We start from the raw sequence: 19,596 nt of genomic DNA on the forward strand, positions 1-19,596 counted from the left end.
CCCTATACCAAATCCCAAATGTGCAGAGGCTTGCGCTTGCCATCCGCGCATGTCACCCTCGCCCCGAGCCAAATCCAACAAGGAAAGGATGATGGGGACGATTGTCACCTCGGGTCGCAGCGGCGGGTACGCCACCACGTTTGGCAGGCGGGTCGCGCTGGGCGCGGGACTGGCCGGACTGGCCGCGTTGACGGGGCTGGGCGGGCTGGTCGGGCTGGGCGCTGGGGAAGCGCAGGCCGCGCAGATCGCGCGTTTCTCGCCCGAAGGGGTGGTGCCCCAGGTGCGGCAGGTGGCAATCCGGTTCGACGAGCCGATGGTGCCGATGGGCGACCTCAACGCCGCGCCGCCCGCGGCGGTGTCCTGCACCGGCGGCGCGGCCGCCGGCAGCGGGCGCTGGGTCAACGCCACCAACTGGGTGTTCGACTTCGAACGTGACCTGCCGCCCGGCATGCGCTGCACGGTGCGCATTTCCAGCGGGCTCAAGAGCGTGGCCGGCAAGGCCTACACCGGCAAGCCGGAGTACCGGTTCGAGACCGGCGGGCCCACGGTGGTCTCGGCCCGGCCATCCGGCGGACAGGTGGAGGAAGACCAGGTCTTCGTGCTGCGTTTCAACGGCGCGGCCACGGCCGGGTCGATCCGCGAACACGCGTGGTGCCAGGCCGAGGGCCTGGGCGAGCGCATTCCGGTGCGGCTGCTGGCCGGCAAGGAGCGCACGGACGTGATCGCGGCGGTCGGTTGGAACGAGATCGCCAAACGGGAAGGCGAGGCGGTGCACCTGCTGGCCTGCCAGCAGAAGCTGCCGGCCGGCGCGCGCATGCAGCTCGTGCTCGATGCGGGCATCGCCACACCCTCCGGCATCGCCACCACGGCGCCGCGCCGCTTCGACTACACCGTGCGCGAAGCCTTCGCCGCTGGCTTCACCTGCGAGCGCGAACGGGCCGAGGCGCCCTGCACGCCGCTGCGCCCGATGACCGTGACCTTCACCGCGCCGATTCCGCGCAAGGTGGCCGAGCACATCGTCCTGAAGACCCCCTCCGGCCCGCGTGCGCCGACCTTCGACCCGGACCAGCCGCCCGATGCCCCGGTGGAGTCGGTCCGCTTCACCGCGCCGTTCCCCGAGCGCGCCAGCCTGACCATCGAGGCCCCGCGCGACATCAAGGACGACAGCGGCCGCCCGCTGACCAATGCGGACCTGTTCCCGATCAAGCTGACCACCGGCGCGCTGCCGCCGCTGGCCAAGTTCGCCGCCGCGCCGTTTGGCGTGGTGGAGCGTTTCGCCGATGTGCCGCGCGGCAAGTCGCCGGCCGACTATCCGCCCCTGCTGCCCGTGACGCTGCGCAACGTGGAGGCCGACCTGCCCGCCACGTTCGTGCGCGCCGAAGCCGGCACCGTGGCGCGGCTCAAGGTGGATGACGACACGGCCATCCTGCGCTGGTTCGGCATGGTCAAGCGCATGCACGAGAACACCTGGACCAAGGAACAGATCGACGCGATCCGCGCCGGCAAGCCGCCCTATGCGGTGCGCAGCCCGCGCAACGCCCCGGCCATCGAGACGCGCTCGGTGCCGTTGTTGCGCGGCGTGGCGGGCGCGCAGACGCTGGCGATCCCGAAGTCGTCCGACACCTCGCCCCGGCCTTTCGAGGTTGTCGGCATTCCGCTGCCCGAGCCGGGCTTCCATGTGGTGGAAATCGCCTCGCCGATGCTGGGCGCCGCGCTGCTCGGCAAGTCCGAGCCGATGTACGTGCGCACGGCGGCGCTGGTGACCAACCTCGGCGTTCATTTCAAGCTGGCGCGCGGCACTGCCGACGGCGAGATGAGCGGGCTGGCCTGGGTCACCGGCCTCGACGACGGCAAGCCCGTCGCTAACGCCCGCATCGCGGTGCGCAGCTGCGACGGCGCCCTGCTGGGCGAAGGCACCACCGACGCCACCGGCGTCGCCCGCTTCGCCAAGCTGCCGGACCAGCGCTACCAGGACTGCGGCAACGGCATGGACGGCTATTTCGTCTCCGCACGGATTGCCGCCGACCACCCGAAGGCGCGCGGCAAGGCCGACATGGCCTTTGTGATGTCGAACTGGAACCGTGGCATCGAGACGTGGCGCTTCAACGTGCCCACCGACATGAGCCCGAAGCAGACCGTGCGCGCGCACACCATCTTCGACCGCACGCTGCTGCGGCTGGGCGAGACGGTGTCGATGAAGCACCTGCTGCGCAGCGAGACCGCGCAGGGCTTTGCGCTGCCGGCGTCGATGCCGGAGAAGGCCGTCGTCACGCATGACGGCAGCGGCCAGACCTACGAACTGCCGCTGGCCTGGCGCACCACGGCCACGGGCGGGCGCAGCGCCGAGAGCACCTTCCAGATCCCGCAGGCGGCCAAGCTGGGCGTCTACAGCGTGGGGCTGGTCTATGCCGATGGCCGCACGCTCGACGGCGGCACCTTCCGCGTGGAAGCGTTCCGCCTGCCGGTGCTGGCTGGCACGCTGAGCACGGCCAAGGACCCGAAGGCCAAGGGCAGCGCGCTGGTGGCGCCGGCCGAGGTGCCGGTCGGCGTGGAAATCCATTACCTGAACGGTGGCGGCGCGGCCGGCCTGCCGGTGCGCCTGTCGGCGCTGCTGCGCGAGAAGCCGGTCAACTTCGCCGACTTCGACGACTTCTCGTTCCAGCCGCCGCGCGCGCAGGACGAGAAAGCCACCGTCGATGACGAGGACAGCGAGGACACCTCCGGCGAGAGCCGCGAGAAGCTGGTCGCCGACAAGCTGCCCGTCACGCTGGACAAGGACGGCAACGGCAAGGTCACCGTCAAGGACCTGCCGAAGATCACCACGCCGGGCGACCTCGTGCTGGAGGCCGGCTTTGCCGACCCGAACGGCGAGATCCAGACCCTGCGCCAGACCGTGCCGGTGTGGCCGGCCGCCGTAGTGGCGGGCATCCGCGCGGCCAGCTGGGTATCGGTGAGCCAGAAACTGTCGGTGCAGGGCGTGGTGCTCGACACCCAGGGCAAGCCGGTGGCCGATACGCCGGTGCAGGTCAAGGCGCGTGCGCGCATCACCACGTCGGCCCGCCAGCGTGTGGTGGGCGGCTTCTATCGCTATGACAACCGCACCGAGAGCAAGGACCTGGGCGTGGTGTGCGAGTCGCGCACCGACGCGCAGGGCCGCATGCGCTGCGATGTGTCGCTGGCGCAGGCAGGGCAGGTGGAGCTGATCGCCAATGCGCGCGATGCGGACGGGCGCGTCTCGCAGGCTTCCACCACGGTCTGGGTCACGCGCCAGGGCGAACTCTGGTTCGGCGGCGAGAACCACGACCGCATGGACGTGCTGCCGGAGAAGCGCGCCTACGCGCCCGGCGACACCGCCGTGTTCCAGGTGCGCATGCCGTTCCGCCATGCCACGGCGCTGGTCGCCATCGAACGGGAAGGCATCCTCGAAACGCAGGTGGTGGAGCTGAACGGCACCGATCCCACGGTGCGGCTCAAGGTAAAGCCGGAATGGGGGCCGAACGTCTACGTGTCCGTGCTGAGCGTGCGCGGGCGGCTGCGCGACGTGCCCTGGTACTCGTTCTTCACCTGGGGCTGGCGCCAGCCGGTGGACTGGTGGCGCGCCTTCCGCAGCGAGGGGCGTGACTACGTGGCGCCATCGCCGCTGGTGGACCTGTCCAAGCCGGCGTTCCGGCTCGGGCTGGCCGAGATCCGCGTCGGCAATGAAGCGCACCGGCTCGACGTGACCGTGACGCCGGACAAGGCCACCTACCCGGTGCGCGGCAAGGCACGCGTGACGGTGCAGGTGAAACTGCCGGACGGCAAGCCGGCCGCCAACGGCGAGGTGGCGCTGGCCGCCGTGGACCAGGCGCTGCTCGAACTGATGCCGAACACGAGCTGGAACCTGCTCGACGCGATGCTGCAACGGCGCAGCTATGGCGTGGAGACCTCGACCGCGCAGATGGAAATCATCGGCAGGCGCCACTATGGCCGCAAGGCCGTGCCGGCCGGCGGGGGCGGGGGCAAGAGCCCGACGCGCGAACTGTTCGACACCCTGCTGCTGTGGAACCCGCGCGTGCAACTCGACGCCGAAGGGCGGGCTACGCTCGACGTACCGCTCAATGACTCGCTGGCGAGCTTCCGCATTGTCGCCGTGGCCGACCTCGGCGTGGGCCGCTTCGGCACCGGCAGCGCCACCGTTGCCGCCACGCAGGACCTGCAGATGATCTCGGGCCTGCCGCTGCTGGTGCGCGAGGACGACAAGTATCGCGCCATGTTCACGCTGCGCAACACCACGCAACGGGCGATGACCGTGGAGGCCACGGCGCGCGCCACGCTGGTCGATGCCCAGACGCTGCCGGCGCAGACCGTGGAATTGCCGGCCGGCGCCTCGCGCGAGATTGGCTGGGACGTGACCGCGCCGGCGCTGCTGGCCTACAGCCGCAGCGGCACGGTGATGTGGGAGGTGGCGGCGACCGAGAAGGGCGGTACGAATCCGGCCCAGGCGGCCGCCGACCGCCTCAAGCTCTCGCAGCAGATCGTGCCGGCGGTGCCCGTCACCGCGCAGCAGGCGATGCTGGCGCAGATGGCGCCGACCGTCTCGGTGCCGGTGCAGGCCCCGGCCGGCGCGCTGACCGATCCATCCGGCAAGCTGCGCGGCGGCATGCAGGTGACCATGCAGTCGTCGCTGGCGGGCGGCATGCCCGGGGTGCGCGAGTGGTTTCGCCACTATCCCTATAGCTGCCTGGAGCAGCGCACGTCGAAGTCGCTCGGGCTGGGCGATACGGCGGCGTGGGACGCGCTGATGGCACAACTGCCGTCCTACCTTGACAGCAACGGCCTGGCGGCCTACTTCCCGTTGCAGAGCGACGCGAGCGCGGGCAGCGAGGTGCTGACGGCCTACCTGCTGTCCGTGGCCGACGAAGCCGCGCGGGCCGGCCTGCCGCTGCGCCTCCCCGAGGCGCAGCGCGCGCAGATGGAGCGTGGGCTGACGGCGTTCGTCGACGGCCGTATCACGCTGCCGCGCTGGGCGCCGGCGTCCGCGTCGATGGACCTCGACGTGCGCAAGCTGGCCGCGCTTGAAGCACTCTCCCGTACTGGCCACGCCCAGGCGCGCATGCTCGGCAGCATCCAGATCCTGCCCGCGCAGTGGCCCACCTCGGCGTTGATCGACTGGCTGGCGCTGCTCTCGCGCGTGACTGACATCCCCGAGCACGACAAGCGCCTCGCCGAAGCCCAGCAACTGCTGCGCAGCCGCCTCACGGTGCAGGGCACGCGGCTGGTGTTCTCGACCGAGCGCAGCGACGACTGGTGGTGGCTGATGGCCAACGGCGACGTCAACGCTGCGAAGCTGCTGGCATTGGCCACGCAACTGCCGGGTTGGAAGGACGACGTGCCGCAACTGGTGACCGGCCTGCTGGGCCGCCAGACGCGCGGCGCGTGGGGCACGACCACGGCCAACGCCTGGGGCGTGCTGGCGGTGCAGCGCTACGCGCAGGTGTTCGAGAAGACACCGGTGGCGGGCGGCGCGCGCGTGACGCTGGGCGATGCCTCGCGCACGTTCGACTGGTCGGGCGCGACGAAGAAGGATGGCGTGGCGAGCGGCGCGGTGGACCTGCCGTGGCCCGCTGCCGGCACGACCGGCGCCCTGCAGGTCGAGCAGCAGGGCGCGGGCCGTCCCTGGGCCACGGTGCGCGCAATGGCCGCCGTGCCGCTGCGCGATCCGGTGGCGGCGGGCTATCGCATCAAGCGTACCGTCACACCGGTGGAGCAGGCCGTGGCGGGCAAGTGGTCGCGCGGCGACAGCTACCGCGTGCGGCTTGAGATCGACGCGCAGGCGGACATGACCTGGGTGGTGGTGAATGATCCGGTGCCCACTGGCGCCACCATCCTCGGCAGCGGGCTGGGGCGTGATTCACAGATCGCCACAAGCGGTGAAAAGAAGTCGTGGGCCACTTTCACCGAGCGCACGCCCGAGTCGTACCGCGAGTACTTCGGCTACCTGCCCAAGGGCAACGTGGCGGTGGAGTACACGGTGCGCCTCAACAACGCCGGCGAGTTCGCGCTGCCGCCCACGCGCGTGGAGGCGCTCTACGCACCCGACGTGTTCGGCGCCGCGCCCAACGCCAAGGTGACAGTGGGAGCCCGCCCATGAGCTGGATCGCGATGCGCATGCTGCCGCGCGTGCGCGAGTGGTGGATCGCGGGCACGCTGGCCGGCGTGGTCTATGGCGTGCTGCTGATGCAGGCGTCGATGGAGTTGCCGGCCGGCACGCCGCTGACCGGCCAGATTGCCTACCAGCCGGCCTGGAAGACCGCGATGGCGATCATGCTGGCACGCGCCGCATGGTTCCATCGTCCACTTGGCGAGCGCCGCTGGCTGGTGGTGGCGCTCGTCTTCTCGGCGATCGGCGATTTCCTGCTCGCGCTGCCGGGCTTGAAGATCTCGTTCCTCGGCGGGCTAGGGGCCTTCCTGCTGGCGCACCTGGCCTACCTGCGCCTGTTCGTGCCCATGGCCAGCGATCTCCGCCCGCAGCGGCTGCTGGGCTGCGGGCTCGTGATCGGGGCAGCGGGCGCGCTGCTCGGCCGCTTCTGGCCCAATCTTGGCGAGATGGCGCTGCCGGTCACGGTCTACATCGGCGCCCTGGCGGCCATGGCCTGCGCGGCGCTGCTGGCGCAGCTGCCAACGCCGCTCGCCGCGCTGGGCGCGCTGTGTTTCGTTGCCTCGGACGCCATGATCGGCATGGCCAGGTTCCTGTCGCCGTTCGATACCTACCAACTCGGCATCTGGTGGACCTACGCGCTGGCGCAGGTGCTGCTGGTGGCGGGGGTGGTGTCGGCGCGCGGGGAAGCTGGGGAGCGATGACGATGATGTCGCGCCGCCGCTTGTTTGCCCCAATCGCCCCCCTCGTCCTGCTCGGGCTGGCGACCGCCGCGTCCTCGGCGGCGGCGGTGCCCGCCTTCCGCGACGTGCGCGACAACTGGCGCAGCGCCGACATCGTCGTGGTGGATCGCCATGGCGAGCCGGTGGCGCGCGTGCGCGACGACTTCCGCGTGCGGCGTGGCGACTGGGTGACGCTGGCCGACACCTCGCCGGCCCTGCGCACGGCCATCGTGCTGTCCGAGGACCGGCGCTTCTACGCACACAGCGGCGTGGACTGGCAGGGCGTGGCCGCCGCCGCGTGGGCCAATATGTGGAACACGCGCACGCGCGGCGCGTCCACGCTGACCATGCAGCTGGCCGGACTGCTCGACGAAGACCTGCGTGCCGCGCGCGGACGCAGCTTCGGCCAGAAGGTGGGGCAGGCGGTCAGCGCCGCCTCGCTCGAACATGGCTGGAGCAAGGACCAGATCCTTGAGGCATACCTGAACCTCGTGCCGTTCCGGGGCGAGCTGGTGGGGCTTTCGGCGATGTCCCAGACGCTGTTCGGCAAGGTGCCGAGCGGCCTGAACGCGCGCGAGGCGGCGCTGGCGGTGGCACTGGTGCGCAGCCCTAACGCCGCGCCGGGGCAGGTGTCGGCGCGGGCGTGCCGCATCCTGCGCGAGATGAAGCAGCCGCGCGAATGCGACGGGCTGGACGGCTTCACGGCGCTGGCCCTGGCGAAGTCGGCCAGCGTGCCGGACGCCAGCTTCCGGGCCAACCTGGCGCCGCACCTCGCGCGCGCGATCATCGCCCGCACGCGCGAGGCGCTGCCAGCGGGGCGGCCGGTGCCGGCGCGCATCGCCTCCACGCTCGATGCAGAGGTGCAGCGCGTGGCCGTGGACAGCCTGTCGCGCCATCTGCGCGAGCTGGCCGGGCGCAATGCCGAGGACGGCGCCGTGGTGGTCATCGACAATGCCAGCGGCGACGTGCTGGCCTATGTGGGCTCCTCGGGCGCGCTGTCGTCGGCGGCGCAGGTCGATCACGCCGCCGCGCCGCGTCAGGCCGGCTCGACGCTGAAGCCGTTCCTGTACGCGCAGGCCATCGAGGAACGGCGGCTGACCGCCGCGTCGCTGCTCGATGACCGTCCGGTCAACCTGCCCACCGGCGGCGGGCTCTATATTCCGCAGAATTACGATCATCGCTACGCCGGCTGGGTCAGCCTGCGCGCCGCGCTCGGTTCGTCACTGAACGTGCCGGCCGTGCGCACGCTGGTGATGGTCACGCCACACCGCTTTCACCGGCGGCTGGTGGCGCTGGGCCTGCCGCTCACCGAATCGGGCGACTACTACGGCTACAGCCTCGCGCTGGGCAGCGCCGATGTGTCGCTGCTGTCGTTGACCAATGCGTATCGCAGTTTTGCGAACCAGGGCGCCTATGGCCCGGTACGGATGACCGTGGACGGCGCACCCGTGACCCGCCAGCCTGTGATGAGCCCGGCGGCGAGCTATGTGATTGGCGATGTGCTGGCCGACCGTCACGCCCGCGCGCGGACCTTCGGCCTAGACAGCCCGCTGACCACGCGCTTCTGGACCGCCGTGAAGACCGGCACCAGCAAGGACATGCGCGACAACTGGTGCATCGGCTGGTCGCAGCGCTACACGGTGGGCGTGTGGATCGGCAATGCCAGTGGCGCGAGCATGCACGATGTGTCGGGGGTGTCCGGCGCGGCGCCAGTGTGGCATGACGTGATGGCGGCGCTCCATCGCCAGACGTCCAGCCGCGCCCCCGCGATGCCGGCTGGCGTGGAGCGCGTGCCGCTGACCTTCGCCGACAACCTCGAACCGGCGCGCGAGGAAGTGTTCCTGGCGGGTACCGCCATGACCCGCATCCGCGTGGGCGCGGCGTCGCCATCGAATGGCGCGCCGGCCATCGCCAGCCCTGCGGACGGCACGATCTTCGCGCTCGATCCCGATATTCCGCCCGATGCGCAGCGCGTCTGGTTCCATGCCGACGGGCTGACCGGGCAGACGGCGCGCGCGGTGAGCTGGCGCATCGACGGCAAGCCGCTCGGCAAGGGCGGGCAGCTGGCGTGGCTGCCGTGGCCGGGCCGGCATCGCGTGGAACTGGTCGATGCGTCGGGCAAGGTCGTTGATGACATCGGCATCGAGGTGCGCGGCGCCAGCGTGCGCGAGGCCGGGCCGCAGCGCACGTCGATGCGACGCTAGGCCGTGGCCGGCAGGGCGCGCGCCTTGAGGAAATCCACGAACACCCGCAGCTTGGGCGGCATCAGCGCGCGGCTCGGATAGTAGAGATAGAAGCCCGAGAACGGCGGCGTCCAGTCTTCCAGCACCGTGACCAGCTGGCCCGCTGCCAGCGCGGCCTGGATGTGGTGCGGGAACTCGTAGATCAGGCCGAGCCCGGCCAGCGCGGCCTGATGCAGCATGGTCTTGTCATTGGCGATCAGCGCGGCGCGGGTATCGACCGTGAACGGCCGCCCGCCGCGCGCGAACTCCCAGCGGTACACCGAGCCCATCGGCCCGAAGCGGTATTGCAGGCAGGCGTGCTGATGCAGGTCGTGCGGCGTCTGCGGCGTGCCGTGGCGGGCGAGGTAATCGGGCGAGGCCGCCACGAACATCCGCAGCGGGCCGGTCACGGGAATCGCCACCATGTCCTGGTGGAGCGCCTCGCCGAGGCGCAGGCCGGCGTCGAAGCCTTCGGCGATCAGGTCAATGAAGCGGTCGTCGGTGACCAGATCCACGCAGATCGACGGATAGGCGCGCATGAAGTCGGTCAGGATCGGCCGCAGCGCGATGACCACCGCCGAATGCGAACTGGTCAGCCGCAGCGTGCCCACCGGGGTGTCGCGCTGGGCGCGGGCGTCCTCGGTGGCCGCCTGGATCTCGGCGAGCGCCGGCGCCACGCGGGCCAGCAGCGCCGCACCGGCCTCGGTCAGGCCGACATGGCGCGTGGTCCGCTGCAGCAGCCGCACGCCCAGCCGGTCTTCCAGGTGCCGAATGGTCTGGGAGACCGCCGAGGGGCTCACGCCCAGTGCGCCGGCGGCAGCCGTAAAGCTGCCGAGCCGCGCCACACAGGCGAAGGCGGCCAGCGAGGGCAGGGAATCAGGATCGATTGTGAAGTCAGGCTTCATGATGCTTGCAGCGTAGCACGCTGTTTCCCATCGCGGGGGATGGCGATACTGGGCGCCAGTTCCAATCCCACACAAGGAGTCTCACATGACCGCAATGCGCAAACTGGGCCGGATTGGCCCCGACGTCTTTCCGCTGGGCCTCGGCTGCATGGGCATGAGCGATTTCTACGGCGCGCACGACGACGCCGAGTCGATCCGCACGATCCACCATGCCATCGAGCGCGGCGTGAACCTGCTCGACACGGCCGACATCTACGGCCCGCACACCAATGAGGAACTGCTGGGCCGTGCGCTGGCCGGCGGGCGGCGCGACAAGGTGGTGCTGGCCACCAAGTTCGGCATGGTGCGCGATCCGGCCAATCCGGCTGCGCGTGGCGTGAACGGGCGGCCCGAGTACGTGCGTGCCGCCTGCGATGCCAGCCTGAAGCGGCTGGGCCTCGATGTCATCGACCTTTATTACCTGCATCGCGTGGACCCGACGGTGCCGATCGAGGAGACCGTCGGCGCGATGGCCGGGCTGGTCCAGGCGGGCAAGGTGCGCTGGATCGGGCTGTCGGAGGCAGGCGTGGACACCATCGAACGTGCCCACGCGGTGCATCCGCTGACCGCGTTGCAGACCGAGTACTCGCTGTGGACGCGCGACGTGGACGAGAACGGCATTTTCGCCACGTGCGAGCGGCTTGGCATCGGCTTCGTGCCGTACAGCCCGCTCGGGCGCGGCTTCCTGACCGGGGCCATCCGCACGCCGGATGATTTCGATGCGGACGACTATCGCAAGACCAATCCGCGCTTTATCGGCGAGAACTTCGCCCGCAACCTGACGCTGGTAGACAAGGTGCGGGAGCTGGCCGATGCCCGAGGCTGCACGCCGGCGCAACTGGCGCTGGCCTGGGTGCTGGCGCGCGGCGAGCATGTGGTGCCGATTCCGGGCACGCGGCGCATTGCCAATCTCGACGACAACCTCGGTGCGCTTGATGTGCAGCTTGGCGCGCAGGACCTTGCGGACATCGAGGCCGTGTTCCCGGCCGGCGCAGCGGCGGGTACGCGCTATGCGGCGGCGGTGATGGGCATGCTGTCGCGCTGATCCCGGGGGCGCGGCATGGGGGACAATGGCGGATTCCTTGCAGCCAATGTCACCCATCCGTCGCCCGATGCCCAACGCCTTCGTCCCGCTCGACGCCGCCGCCACGGCGGCCCGCCTGCCGTATCCCGAACTGGCCCAGGCCATCGCGGCCATGCTCGCTGAACTGCGAGACGGCAGCGCGATGGCGCCGCCGCGCATCGCCCTGCCCGTGGGCGACGCCGCGAACGGGGCCGGGACGCTGCTGGTCATGCCCGCGCGCAACCGCGACCTGGTGATGACCAAGAACATCACCGTCCATCCCGACAATCCCCGGCGTGGCCTGCCGACCATCCTCGGCGAAGTGCTGGTCGCCAGCGCGCACACGGGCGAGCGGATCGCCATGCTCGATGGCCCCACGGTCACCGGGCGGCGCACGGCCGCAGTTACGCTGCTGGCCGCGCAGTCGTTTGCGCCCGAGCCGGATGGCGAACTGCTGATCGTCGGCGCCGGCGTGCAGGCGCAGACCCACCTTGAGGCCTTCGTGGCCGGGCTGCCGGTACGGCGGGTCTGGCTGCAATCGCGCACGCGCGACAAGGCCGAGGCGCTGGCCACCCAGGCGCGCGCCCTCGGCGTGGAGGCGAAGGTGATCGACGATGTGGCCGAGGCGCTGCCGCACGTATCGATGGTCGTCACGGTGACGTCGAGCCGCACGGCGGTACTGCCTGACCTCGACAGTGGCTTGTGGACAACTCGACACTTTGTCGCTGGCGTCGGCGCGTTCCGCCCTGATATGTGCGAACTGCCGCCCGTGCTTTGCCAGACCGCCTCCGCCCAGGGCCGGCTGCTGGCCGACACCCTGTTCGGTATCGAGGACGAGGCGGGCGACCTGCTCCAGGCCGGCATCGACTGGGCCACGGTCCAGCCGTTCCAGACCGCCATTCTCGACGCCGACGCCCTGCGCGCCCGCGCCGGCTGCCCGCTGGTCTTCAAGAGCGTGGGCTACGCGCTCTGGGACCTCGCCGCCTGCGTGCTGGCCAGCCGGGGTGACGCCGGCTGACCTTCGTCCTCAGCGGAAAAACCACGCCGACTGAATGGATTATCGTTTTGTGTACATAACCGTTGCGCGAAAGCCGCGTTTTGGGGCGAATTCGACCTCGATTTGTGCAAGGTTTTTGGGTTAACCCTGCCTTTAGGGCAATTCTTCTACCTCCCGGTATCACGTTTGAAACAGCATGCCGTCCGTGAGACGGATAATGCGTGCCAGCAGTGAGTTGAGACAGAACGAGGATGAGGAGTAAGAGGAATCATGAAGAACACCAATAAGAAGATGCTCGTGGCCGCCGCCGCAATGACGCTGGCTGGCGTGGCACAGGCACAATCCGCGGGCAGCAATATCGTCAGCCTGGGCTGGTTCCGGGTGATGCCGCAGGGCCACTCGGAATTCCTGACGATCGACTCGGTCGCAGGCCGTCCCACCGGCGGACTGCAGCGCCAGAACACGGGCGCAACGATCGACTCGGCCGACACGGTCGGCCTGGCGTTCAGCCACTTCTTTACGGACAACATCTCCACGGAATTCGTGGCCGGCATTCCGCCGGAGCACGACGTGAGCGGTGACCGTGGCTACGAGAAGTACGGCAAGCTCGGCAAGGTGCGCCAGTGGAGCCCGGCCATCGTCGCCAAGTGGCACTTCTTCGACGCCAAGACGAAATTCCGTCCGTACGTGGGCATTGGCGTGAACTACACGTGGTTCACGGGCGAAACGGTCACCAACCAGACCTTCGTGCAGAGCGAATTCGGCCCGGGCTCGACTATGACCGCTTCGGCCAAGCCGTCGTGGAACCCGGTGTTCAACGTCGGCGCCAACTACGCCGTGACCGACAACTGGTTCGTCGGCCTGTCGGTGTCCTACGTGCCGATCTCGACCACCGCCAACTTCACCACCACGCTGGCCAACGGCGCACAGGTGCAGTCACACACCAAGATCAAGATCGACCCGATCGTCACGTTCCTGAACGTGGGGTATCGGTTCTGAACGACCGCGATCCGGACTGGATGTGACAAGAAGGGCACCCTAGGGTGCCCTTTCTTATTGCGCCGCCTTCACCGGATACCCCGCCCCCTCGATTGCCCGCTGGAGCGCCTGGCGATCGGCGCCGGATTCCACGCTGACCGCTTGCGTCGGCACATCGGCCGTGACGCGGGCGGCGGGGTCTACGGACTGGACGGCCTGGGTGATGGCGCGGACGCAATGGTTGCAGGACATGCCTTCGACTTGGAACTGGATCATCTGGGAACTCCGGGATCAATGACATCCATGACGGATAGCTTGTAGTGTGAACCTTCCCACCATGGGAAGCGCAAGCGCTATTCGCATCGCACAAAGACCTTGACCTTCCAATGATGGTAGGGTTCACAGTGCAGTCATCGCTATCGATGGCTCCCGTGGAGTTTTCCTGTCATGTCCAGTACACCCGCCCTGATCGCCGCCGAAGGGCCGCGCGACACCATCGACCTGAACATCGCCGACATGACCTGCGCGTCATGCGTGGGCCGGGTGGAGCGTGCGCTGCGCGCGGTGCCCGGCGTCGAGGATGCCCAGGTCAATCTCGCCACCGAGCGCGCCGCCGTGACGGTGCAGCGTGGCGCCGTGGATGCGGCCGCGCTGGCCGATGCCGTCTCGCGCGCCGGCTATGCGGCCACGCTGGTCCCGGCGGACGAGGCGGCGGCACCGGCGGGGGAGGAGCGTGCCGATTTCTGGTCCGGCCCGTGGCCCGTGGCGATTTCCGCCGCGCTGTCCGTGCCGCTGGTGGCGCCGATGGTGCTCGGGTGGTTCGGCATCCACACGATGCTGCCGGGCTGGGTGCAGTGGCTGCTGGCCACGCCGGTGCAGTTCGTGTTCGGCTGGCGTTTCTACAAGGCCGGCTGGAAGGCCGTGCGCGCCGGGGCCGGCAATATGGACCTGCTGGTGGCGCTCGGCACGTCTGCGGCGTACGGGCTGTCGCTGTGGCAGATGTGGCAGACGTGGCAGACGTGGCAGATGGCGATGTCGACGGGGCACGACGCCATGCCGCACCTCTATTTCGAGAGCGCCGCCGTGGTCATCACACTGGTGCGGCTCGGCAAGTGGCTGGAGACGCGCGCCAAGCGCCAGACCACCGCCGCCATCCGCGCGCTGGCCGCGCTGCGGCCGGACACCGCGCAGGTGCGTCGCCACGGCGTGGAAGCTACCGTGCCGCTGGCTGCCGTGCGCGTGGGCGACGAGGTCATCGTGCGTCCCGGCGAACGCATTCCTGTGGATGCCGAGGTGATCGAAGGCAGCAGCCATGTCGATGAATCGATGCTGACCGGCGAGTCCGTGCCGGTGCCGAAGCGCGCCGGGGACCGTCTCACCGGCGGGGCGATCAATGCCGAAGGGCCGCTGGTGGCGCGCACCGTGGCGGTGGGCGCGGAGACCGTGCTGGCGCGCATCATCCGCATGGTGGAGCACGCGCAGGCCGCCAAGGCACCGATCCAGCGGCTGGTGGATCAGGTCAGCGCGGTGTTCGTGCCGGTGGTGCTGGCGCTGGCAGCGGCCACGCTGCTTGGCTGGGGGCTGGTGGGCGGCGACTGGACCGCCGCGATGCTCAACGCGGTGGCCGTGCTCGTCATTGCCTGCCCGTGCGCGCTGGGGCTGGCCACGCCCACCGCGATCATGGCCGGCACGGGCGCCGGCGCGCGCGCGGGCATCCTGATCAAGGACGCGGAGGCGCTGGAGGTGGCGCATCGCGTGTCGGTGGTTGCCTTCGACAAGACCGGCACGCTCACCGTCGGCAAGCCCGACGTGGTGGCGCTGATCGCCGCCGATGGGGACGAGGCCGCGCTGCTGGCGCGCCTGGCGGCGCTGCAATCCGGCAGCGAGCATCCGCTGGCCCGCGCCGTGCTGGCCGCAGCCGCCGCGCGCGGTATCGCGCCCCTGCCGGCGAGCGAGGTTCGCGCGCTGCCGGGGCGCGGCATCGCCGGGGTAGTGGATGGCCAGCCGCTGCAACTGGGCAGCGACGTGTTGCGTGCAGCGCTGCACGCCGACGCTGGGCCGCTCCAGGCGGAAGCCGAGCGCCTGCGTGGCGAGGGCCGCACGGTGTCCTGGCTGATGGCGGACGGGCGCGTGACCGGCCTCGTCGCGTTCGGCGATGCCCTGAAGCCGGGCGCCGCGCAGGCCATCGCGCGGCTCCGCGCGGCGGGCATCCGCACTGTCATGCTGACCGGCGACAACCCCGGCGCCGCCGCACAGGTCGCCCGCGCGCTCGGTCTCGACGAGTTCCAGGCCGAGGTGTTGCCCGAGGCCAAGGCCGCGCGCGTGACCGCACTCAAGCGCGATGGCGCAGCCGTGGTGGCGATGGTGGGCGACGGCATCAACGACGCCCCCGCGCTGGCCGCCGCCGATGTGGGCATCGCCATGTCTACCGGCACCGACGTGGCGATGCACGCCGCCGGCATCACGCTGATGCGCGGCGACCCCGCGCTGGTGGCCGATGCGCTCGCCGTGTCGCATCGCACCGTGCGCAAGATTCGGCAGAATCTGTTCTGGGCGTTTATCTACAACGTGATCGGCATTCCGCTGGCCGCCGCCGGGTTGCTGAACCCGGTGGTGGCGGGCGCCGCCATGGCGTTCTCGAGCGTAAGCGTGGTCGGCAACGCGCTGCTGCTGCGCCGCTGGCATCCGGCGGGGGCAGGGGTGGCGCGTGTAGCGGCTGGCCGATCCACTGATGAGGGTTCGCGATGAATATCGGAGAAGCGGCGGCGGCCTCTGGCGTGACGGCCAAGATGATCCGCCACTATGAATCGATCGGCCTGGTGGAAGCGCCGCCGCGTTCCGAGGGCGGCTACCGGCGCTACGACGACCGCGCGGTGCACACCTTGCGCTTCGTGCGGCGGGCCCGTAATCTGGGATTCTCGCTCGACGAGATTCGCGGGCTGCTGTCGCTCTGGCACGACCGCGCGCGGGCCAGCGCGGACGTCAAGGCGCTGACCCTGAAGCACGTGGCGGATCTCGAAGTGCGGATTGCCGAACTGGCTGCCATGCGAGACACGCTGCGTGCGCTGGCCGAATCCTGCAGCGGCGATGATCGCCCCGACTGCCCCATCCTGGCGGACATGGCGAGCGCCGCCGGCGAGGATTTCAAGGATTGTGCGAGCTGTCACCGCTGACCGCGCGCCGCAAGCATTCCCACAAGAAGAAGCAGGCGTACCAATCAGGAGACAAGCGATGGACGAACCTCTCATGAGCACGGACGATGTGGACGGCGTGGACGAGCGGCCCGGCACCGAAGCTGCGCAGCGCCCCGGCATCGCCCCGGCCGAGACCCGCCAGCGCATGCGAGACGGCACCGAGCTGCTGGTGCGTACCTGGCTGCCCGACCCGAACCGCTACCCCGAGCCGCTCGGCACGCTGCTGCTGGTACACGGCCTGGCCGAGCACAGCGGCCGCTACGCGCACGTGGTGGCGTTGCTGTGCGGGCTCGGCCTGCGGGTGCGCGCCTATGATCATCGCGGCCATGGCGCCAGCGGCGGTCCGCGCATGGTCGTGCCGCACGCCGACATCTATGTAGATGACCTTGCAGAGATCCACGACGCCGCCGTGCGCCAATGGAACGAAATGCCGATCGTGCTGGGCCACAGCATGGGTGGGCTGGTGGCGGCGCGGCTGGCCACGGCGCGGGTGCGGCCGATCCGCGCGCTGATCCTGTCCTCGCCGGCGCTGGCGCTGCGCATCTCCAGCGGCATGATGACCTCGCACCGGCTGCTGCTGGCGCTGGCGCCCCGGCTGCGCGTGCCGAATCCGATCGACGCGCGGCTGCTGTCGCACGACCCGGAGGTGGCGCGCGCCTATCGCACCGATCCATTGGTGCAGGGCACCATCAGCGCTGGCGTGCTGGAGACGATGCTCCACGGCATCGCCCAGGCACAGGCCGACGCGCCCCGGCTCGAGGCGCCCACGCTGATGCTGGTGGGCGGCGCGGACCGGATCGTCGATCCCGCCGGCAGCCGCACCTTCCACGACAACGCGCCCGAGGACCTGCGCGAGATGGTCTGGTTCGACAACGGCTATCACGAGATCTTCAACGAGGCCGAGCCGTTGCGCAGCGAGGTGTTCGCGGCGCTGTCCGGCTGGCTGCGGCGGCATCTGGAGGAAGCTGCCGTGGCGGGGGCGGGCGCGGGGACTCAGGCAAAGCCCTGACGCCGGCAGGGTCCGAGTCGTGCGATGATCCGTGGCATTCCGATAATAAAACCGATATGCCGGGGCGCATTGAAGGACTAGCCAGGGACTATGGAGACGTACGACTACATCATCGTGGGCGCCGGTTCAGCCGGCTGCGTGCTGGCCAACCGCCTGACGCAGGACGCCGACGTCAACGTGCTGCTGCTGGAGGCAGGCGGCAAGGACGACTATCACTGGATTCATATTCCGGTGGGCTACCTGTACTGCATCGGCAACCCGCGCACGGACTGGATGTACCGCACCGTGGCGGAGCCGGGGCTCAACGGCCGCTCGTTGGGCTACCCGCGTGGACGCGTGCTGGGCGGCAGCTCGTCCATCAACGGCATGATCTATATGCGCGGCCAGCGCGAGGACTATGACGACTGGGCGCGCATTGCCGGAGACGACGGCTGGCGCTGGGACAACGTGCTGCCGCTCTTCCGGCGCAGCGAAGACCACTATCGCGGCGCCAACGCCTTCCACGGCGCCGGCGGCGAATGGCGCGTGGAGGCCCAGCGGCTGCGCTGGGACATCCTCGAACGATTTATCGACGCGGCCGAGCAGGCCGGCATCCCCCGTACCGACGACTTCAACCGTGGCGACAACTTCGGCGTGGGCTATTTCGAAGTCAACCAGCGGCGCGGCATTCGCTGGAACACGGCCAAGGCCTTCCTGCGGCGTGCCTCGGACCGGCCCAACCTGACCATCGTCACCGGGGCGCAGGTCAGCGCGCTGACCTTCGACGGCCCCGACGGCCGCCGCTGCACTGGCGTGCAGTTCGTCGGCGGCGGGCAGAACCGCGAGGCGCGCGTCACGGAGGAGGTGATCCTGGCCTCGGGCGCGATCAATTCGCCCCAGCTGCTCGAGCTGTCCGGCATCGGCCAGCCGGAGCGGCTGCAATCGCTCGGCATCCGCGTGCGGCAGGCGCTGCCGGGCGTGGGCGAGAACCTGCAAGATCACCTGCAACTGCGCGCGGTAATGAAGGTGGACGGCGTGCGCACGCTGAACACGCGCGTGGCGCGCTGGTGGGGGAAGCTCGGCATCGGCCTCCAGTACGCGTTCAACCAGAGCGGGCCGATGAGCATGGCGCCGTCGCAGCTCGGCGCGTTTGCGCGCAGCGACCCCAGCTACACGCGGCCGAACCTCGAATACCACGTGCAGCCGCTGTCACTCGACAAATTCGGCGATCCGCTCCACGCGTTCAACGCCTTCACGGCCAGCGTGTGCAACCTGCGGCCCAGCTCGCGCGGGAGCGTACATATAGAAGACGCCGATTTCCGGCGCGCCCCGGCGATCGCCCCCAACTACCTCTCCACGGAGGAAGACCGCAAGGTGGCCGCCGACTCGCTGCGCCTGACGCGGCGCATCGTCGCCTCTCCGGCGCTGGCGCCGTACAAGCCCCAGGAATGGCTGCCCGGCGCCGCGTTCGAGACGGACGAGCAGCTGGCCGAGGCCGCCGGCGCCATCGGCACCACCATCTTCCATCCGGTGGGCACCTGCCGCATGGGCACCGCCAATGATCCGGACGCCGTGGTGGACAACCGCCTGCGCGTGCGCGGCATCGCCGGGCTGCGCGTGGTGGATGCGTCCGTCATGCCGCTGATCACGTCGGGCAATACCAACTCGCCGACGATCATGATCGCCGAGCGCGCCAGCGACATGATCCGCGAGGATCGCAAGCTGCGCGCCAGCGGTGCCGCCGTGGTGCAGGCGCTTGCGGACACCGCTTCGGGTATTCCCGTGGCGTGATGTGCAGGGGGGCGGCAAGCTGCTGCCCCCCTGCCGCCAATCCGCCGCCAACCCGTATCAGCATTGGCCAGACATGGCCAGACATGACGATTCCTGCATGTCTTATGCCTAGTGCAAACCCCGATGTTTTGCGACGCAGCAGACGCACACAATAGTCGCCGATATACGGTGCTCCCGCCTGCACTTCAGGGCGGTTGAGCCACCCGGATATTGCGGCAGCCGCGCCGCTTCCAGACACCTATAACGCGGCAAACATGGCGACAAAGCGCCGGAGTTCGAACCATTGTCAGTGCCGGGCACAACCCGGTATCGCAGCAAGAGGGCGGGCAGGAGACTATGAATCAGGAAATCATCCTGGAAACGAAGAACCTCACGAAGGAATTCAAGGGGTTCACGGCGGTTAGCGACGTCAACCTGCAGGTGCGGCGCGGCTCGATCCACGCATTGATCGGCCCCAACGGCGCAGGCAAGACGACCTGCTTCAACCTGCTTACCAAGTTCCTGGAGCCGACCACCGGCACCATCCTTTTCAACGGCATCGACATCACCCGCGAGAGGCCG

General features: G+C 69.7%; 13 protein-coding genes. 11 read left to right on the plus strand and 2 right to left on the minus strand.

Going from position 1 to position 19,596, the window contains the following annotated elements; all coding sequences use genetic code 11:
- Positions 1–88: 88 nt before the first annotated feature.
- The 3 genes from AB4120_RS26335 to pbpC are packed head-to-tail and all read left to right on the plus strand — an operon-like array spanning position 89 to position 9,062.
- Positions 89–6,130 carry an MG2 domain-containing protein gene (locus tag AB4120_RS26335; protein WP_441643031.1) on the plus strand — a complete coding sequence of 2,014 codons (6,042 nt, stop codon included), beginning with the start codon at positions 89–91 and terminating at the stop codon, positions 6,128–6,130.
- Positions 6,127–6,840: a lysoplasmalogenase gene (locus tag AB4120_RS26340; RefSeq protein ID WP_441643032.1), complete on the plus strand. Its 714-nt coding sequence runs from the start codon at positions 6,127–6,129 to the stop codon at positions 6,838–6,840. The genes AB4120_RS26335 and AB4120_RS26340 overlap by 4 nt, the downstream gene beginning before the upstream one ends.
- Complete coding sequence (pbpC, locus tag AB4120_RS26345; RefSeq protein WP_441643033.1) at positions 6,837–9,062, plus strand: penicillin-binding protein 1C; 2,226 nt, start codon at positions 6,837–6,839, stop codon at positions 9,060–9,062. Before AB4120_RS26340 ends, pbpC begins: the two co-directional genes overlap by 4 nt.
- Here pbpC and AB4120_RS26350 read toward each other — a convergent pair.
- Positions 9,059–9,985 (minus strand): LysR family transcriptional regulator, encoded by a 927-nt coding sequence (locus AB4120_RS26350; protein WP_149137064.1) that lies wholly within the window; start codon positions 9,983–9,985, stop codon positions 9,059–9,061. The genes pbpC and AB4120_RS26350 overlap by 4 nt on opposite strands.
- Before the next feature lie 85 nt (positions 9,986–10,070).
- Between AB4120_RS26350 and AB4120_RS26355 the strand changes: the two genes are divergently transcribed.
- The 3 genes from AB4120_RS26355 to AB4120_RS26365 all read left to right on the plus strand — a co-directional run bounded on the left by AB4120_RS26355 (position 10,071) and on the right by AB4120_RS26365 (position 13,083).
- Positions 10,071–11,069 carry an aldo/keto reductase gene (locus AB4120_RS26355; RefSeq protein WP_149137065.1) on the plus strand — a complete coding sequence of 333 codons (999 nt, stop codon included), beginning with the start codon at positions 10,071–10,073 and terminating at the stop codon, positions 11,067–11,069.
- 46 nt (positions 11,070–11,115) lie between these two features.
- On the plus strand, positions 11,116–12,105 hold the full coding sequence (locus tag AB4120_RS26360) for a delta(1)-pyrroline-2-carboxylate reductase family protein (protein WP_262389511.1): 990 nt from the start codon (positions 11,116–11,118) through the stop codon (positions 12,103–12,105).
- 249 nt (positions 12,106–12,354) lie between these two features.
- Positions 12,355–13,083 carry an OmpW/AlkL family protein gene (locus AB4120_RS26365; protein WP_149137066.1) on the plus strand — a complete coding sequence of 243 codons (729 nt, stop codon included), beginning with the start codon at positions 12,355–12,357 and terminating at the stop codon, positions 13,081–13,083.
- Between the two features lie 54 nt (positions 13,084–13,137).
- On the opposite strand, the gene AB4120_RS26370 is transcribed toward AB4120_RS26365, so the two are convergent.
- Positions 13,138–13,338 (minus strand): heavy-metal-associated domain-containing protein, encoded by a 201-nt coding sequence (locus AB4120_RS26370; RefSeq protein WP_149137067.1) that lies wholly within the window; start codon positions 13,336–13,338, stop codon positions 13,138–13,140.
- A 171-nt stretch (positions 13,339–13,509) separates the two neighbouring features.
- Between AB4120_RS26370 and AB4120_RS26375 the strand changes: the two genes are divergently transcribed.
- The 5 genes from AB4120_RS26375 to AB4120_RS26395 form a co-directional block, all read left to right on the plus strand.
- Positions 13,510–15,810 (plus strand): heavy metal translocating P-type ATPase, encoded by a 2,301-nt coding sequence (locus AB4120_RS26375; protein ID WP_262389512.1) that lies wholly within the window; start codon positions 13,510–13,512, stop codon positions 15,808–15,810.
- Positions 15,807–16,235 (plus strand): Cu(I)-responsive transcriptional regulator, encoded by a 429-nt coding sequence (gene cueR, locus AB4120_RS26380; protein ID WP_149137068.1) that lies wholly within the window; start codon positions 15,807–15,809, stop codon positions 16,233–16,235. The genes AB4120_RS26375 and cueR overlap by 4 nt, the downstream gene beginning before the upstream one ends.
- A gap of 166 nt (positions 16,236–16,401) precedes the next feature.
- Positions 16,402–17,265 carry an alpha/beta hydrolase gene (locus AB4120_RS26385; RefSeq protein ID WP_262389688.1) on the plus strand — a complete coding sequence of 288 codons (864 nt, stop codon included), beginning with the start codon at positions 16,402–16,404 and terminating at the stop codon, positions 17,263–17,265.
- A 90-nt stretch (positions 17,266–17,355) separates the two neighbouring features.
- Positions 17,356–19,035, plus strand: a complete 1,680-nt coding sequence (locus tag AB4120_RS26390) for a GMC family oxidoreductase (RefSeq protein WP_441643034.1) — start codon at positions 17,356–17,358, stop codon at positions 19,033–19,035.
- A gap of 336 nt (positions 19,036–19,371) precedes the next feature.
- A partial coding sequence (locus AB4120_RS26395) for an ATP-binding cassette domain-containing protein (RefSeq protein ID WP_441643035.1) occupies positions 19,372–19,596 on the plus strand: 225 nt, incomplete at its 3' end.

Origin of the sequence: Cupriavidus sp. 2KB_3 (genome assembly GCF_052115685.1) — a bacterium.
Lineage (GTDB): Bacteria > Pseudomonadota > Gammaproteobacteria > Burkholderiales > Burkholderiaceae > Cupriavidus > Cupriavidus campinensis.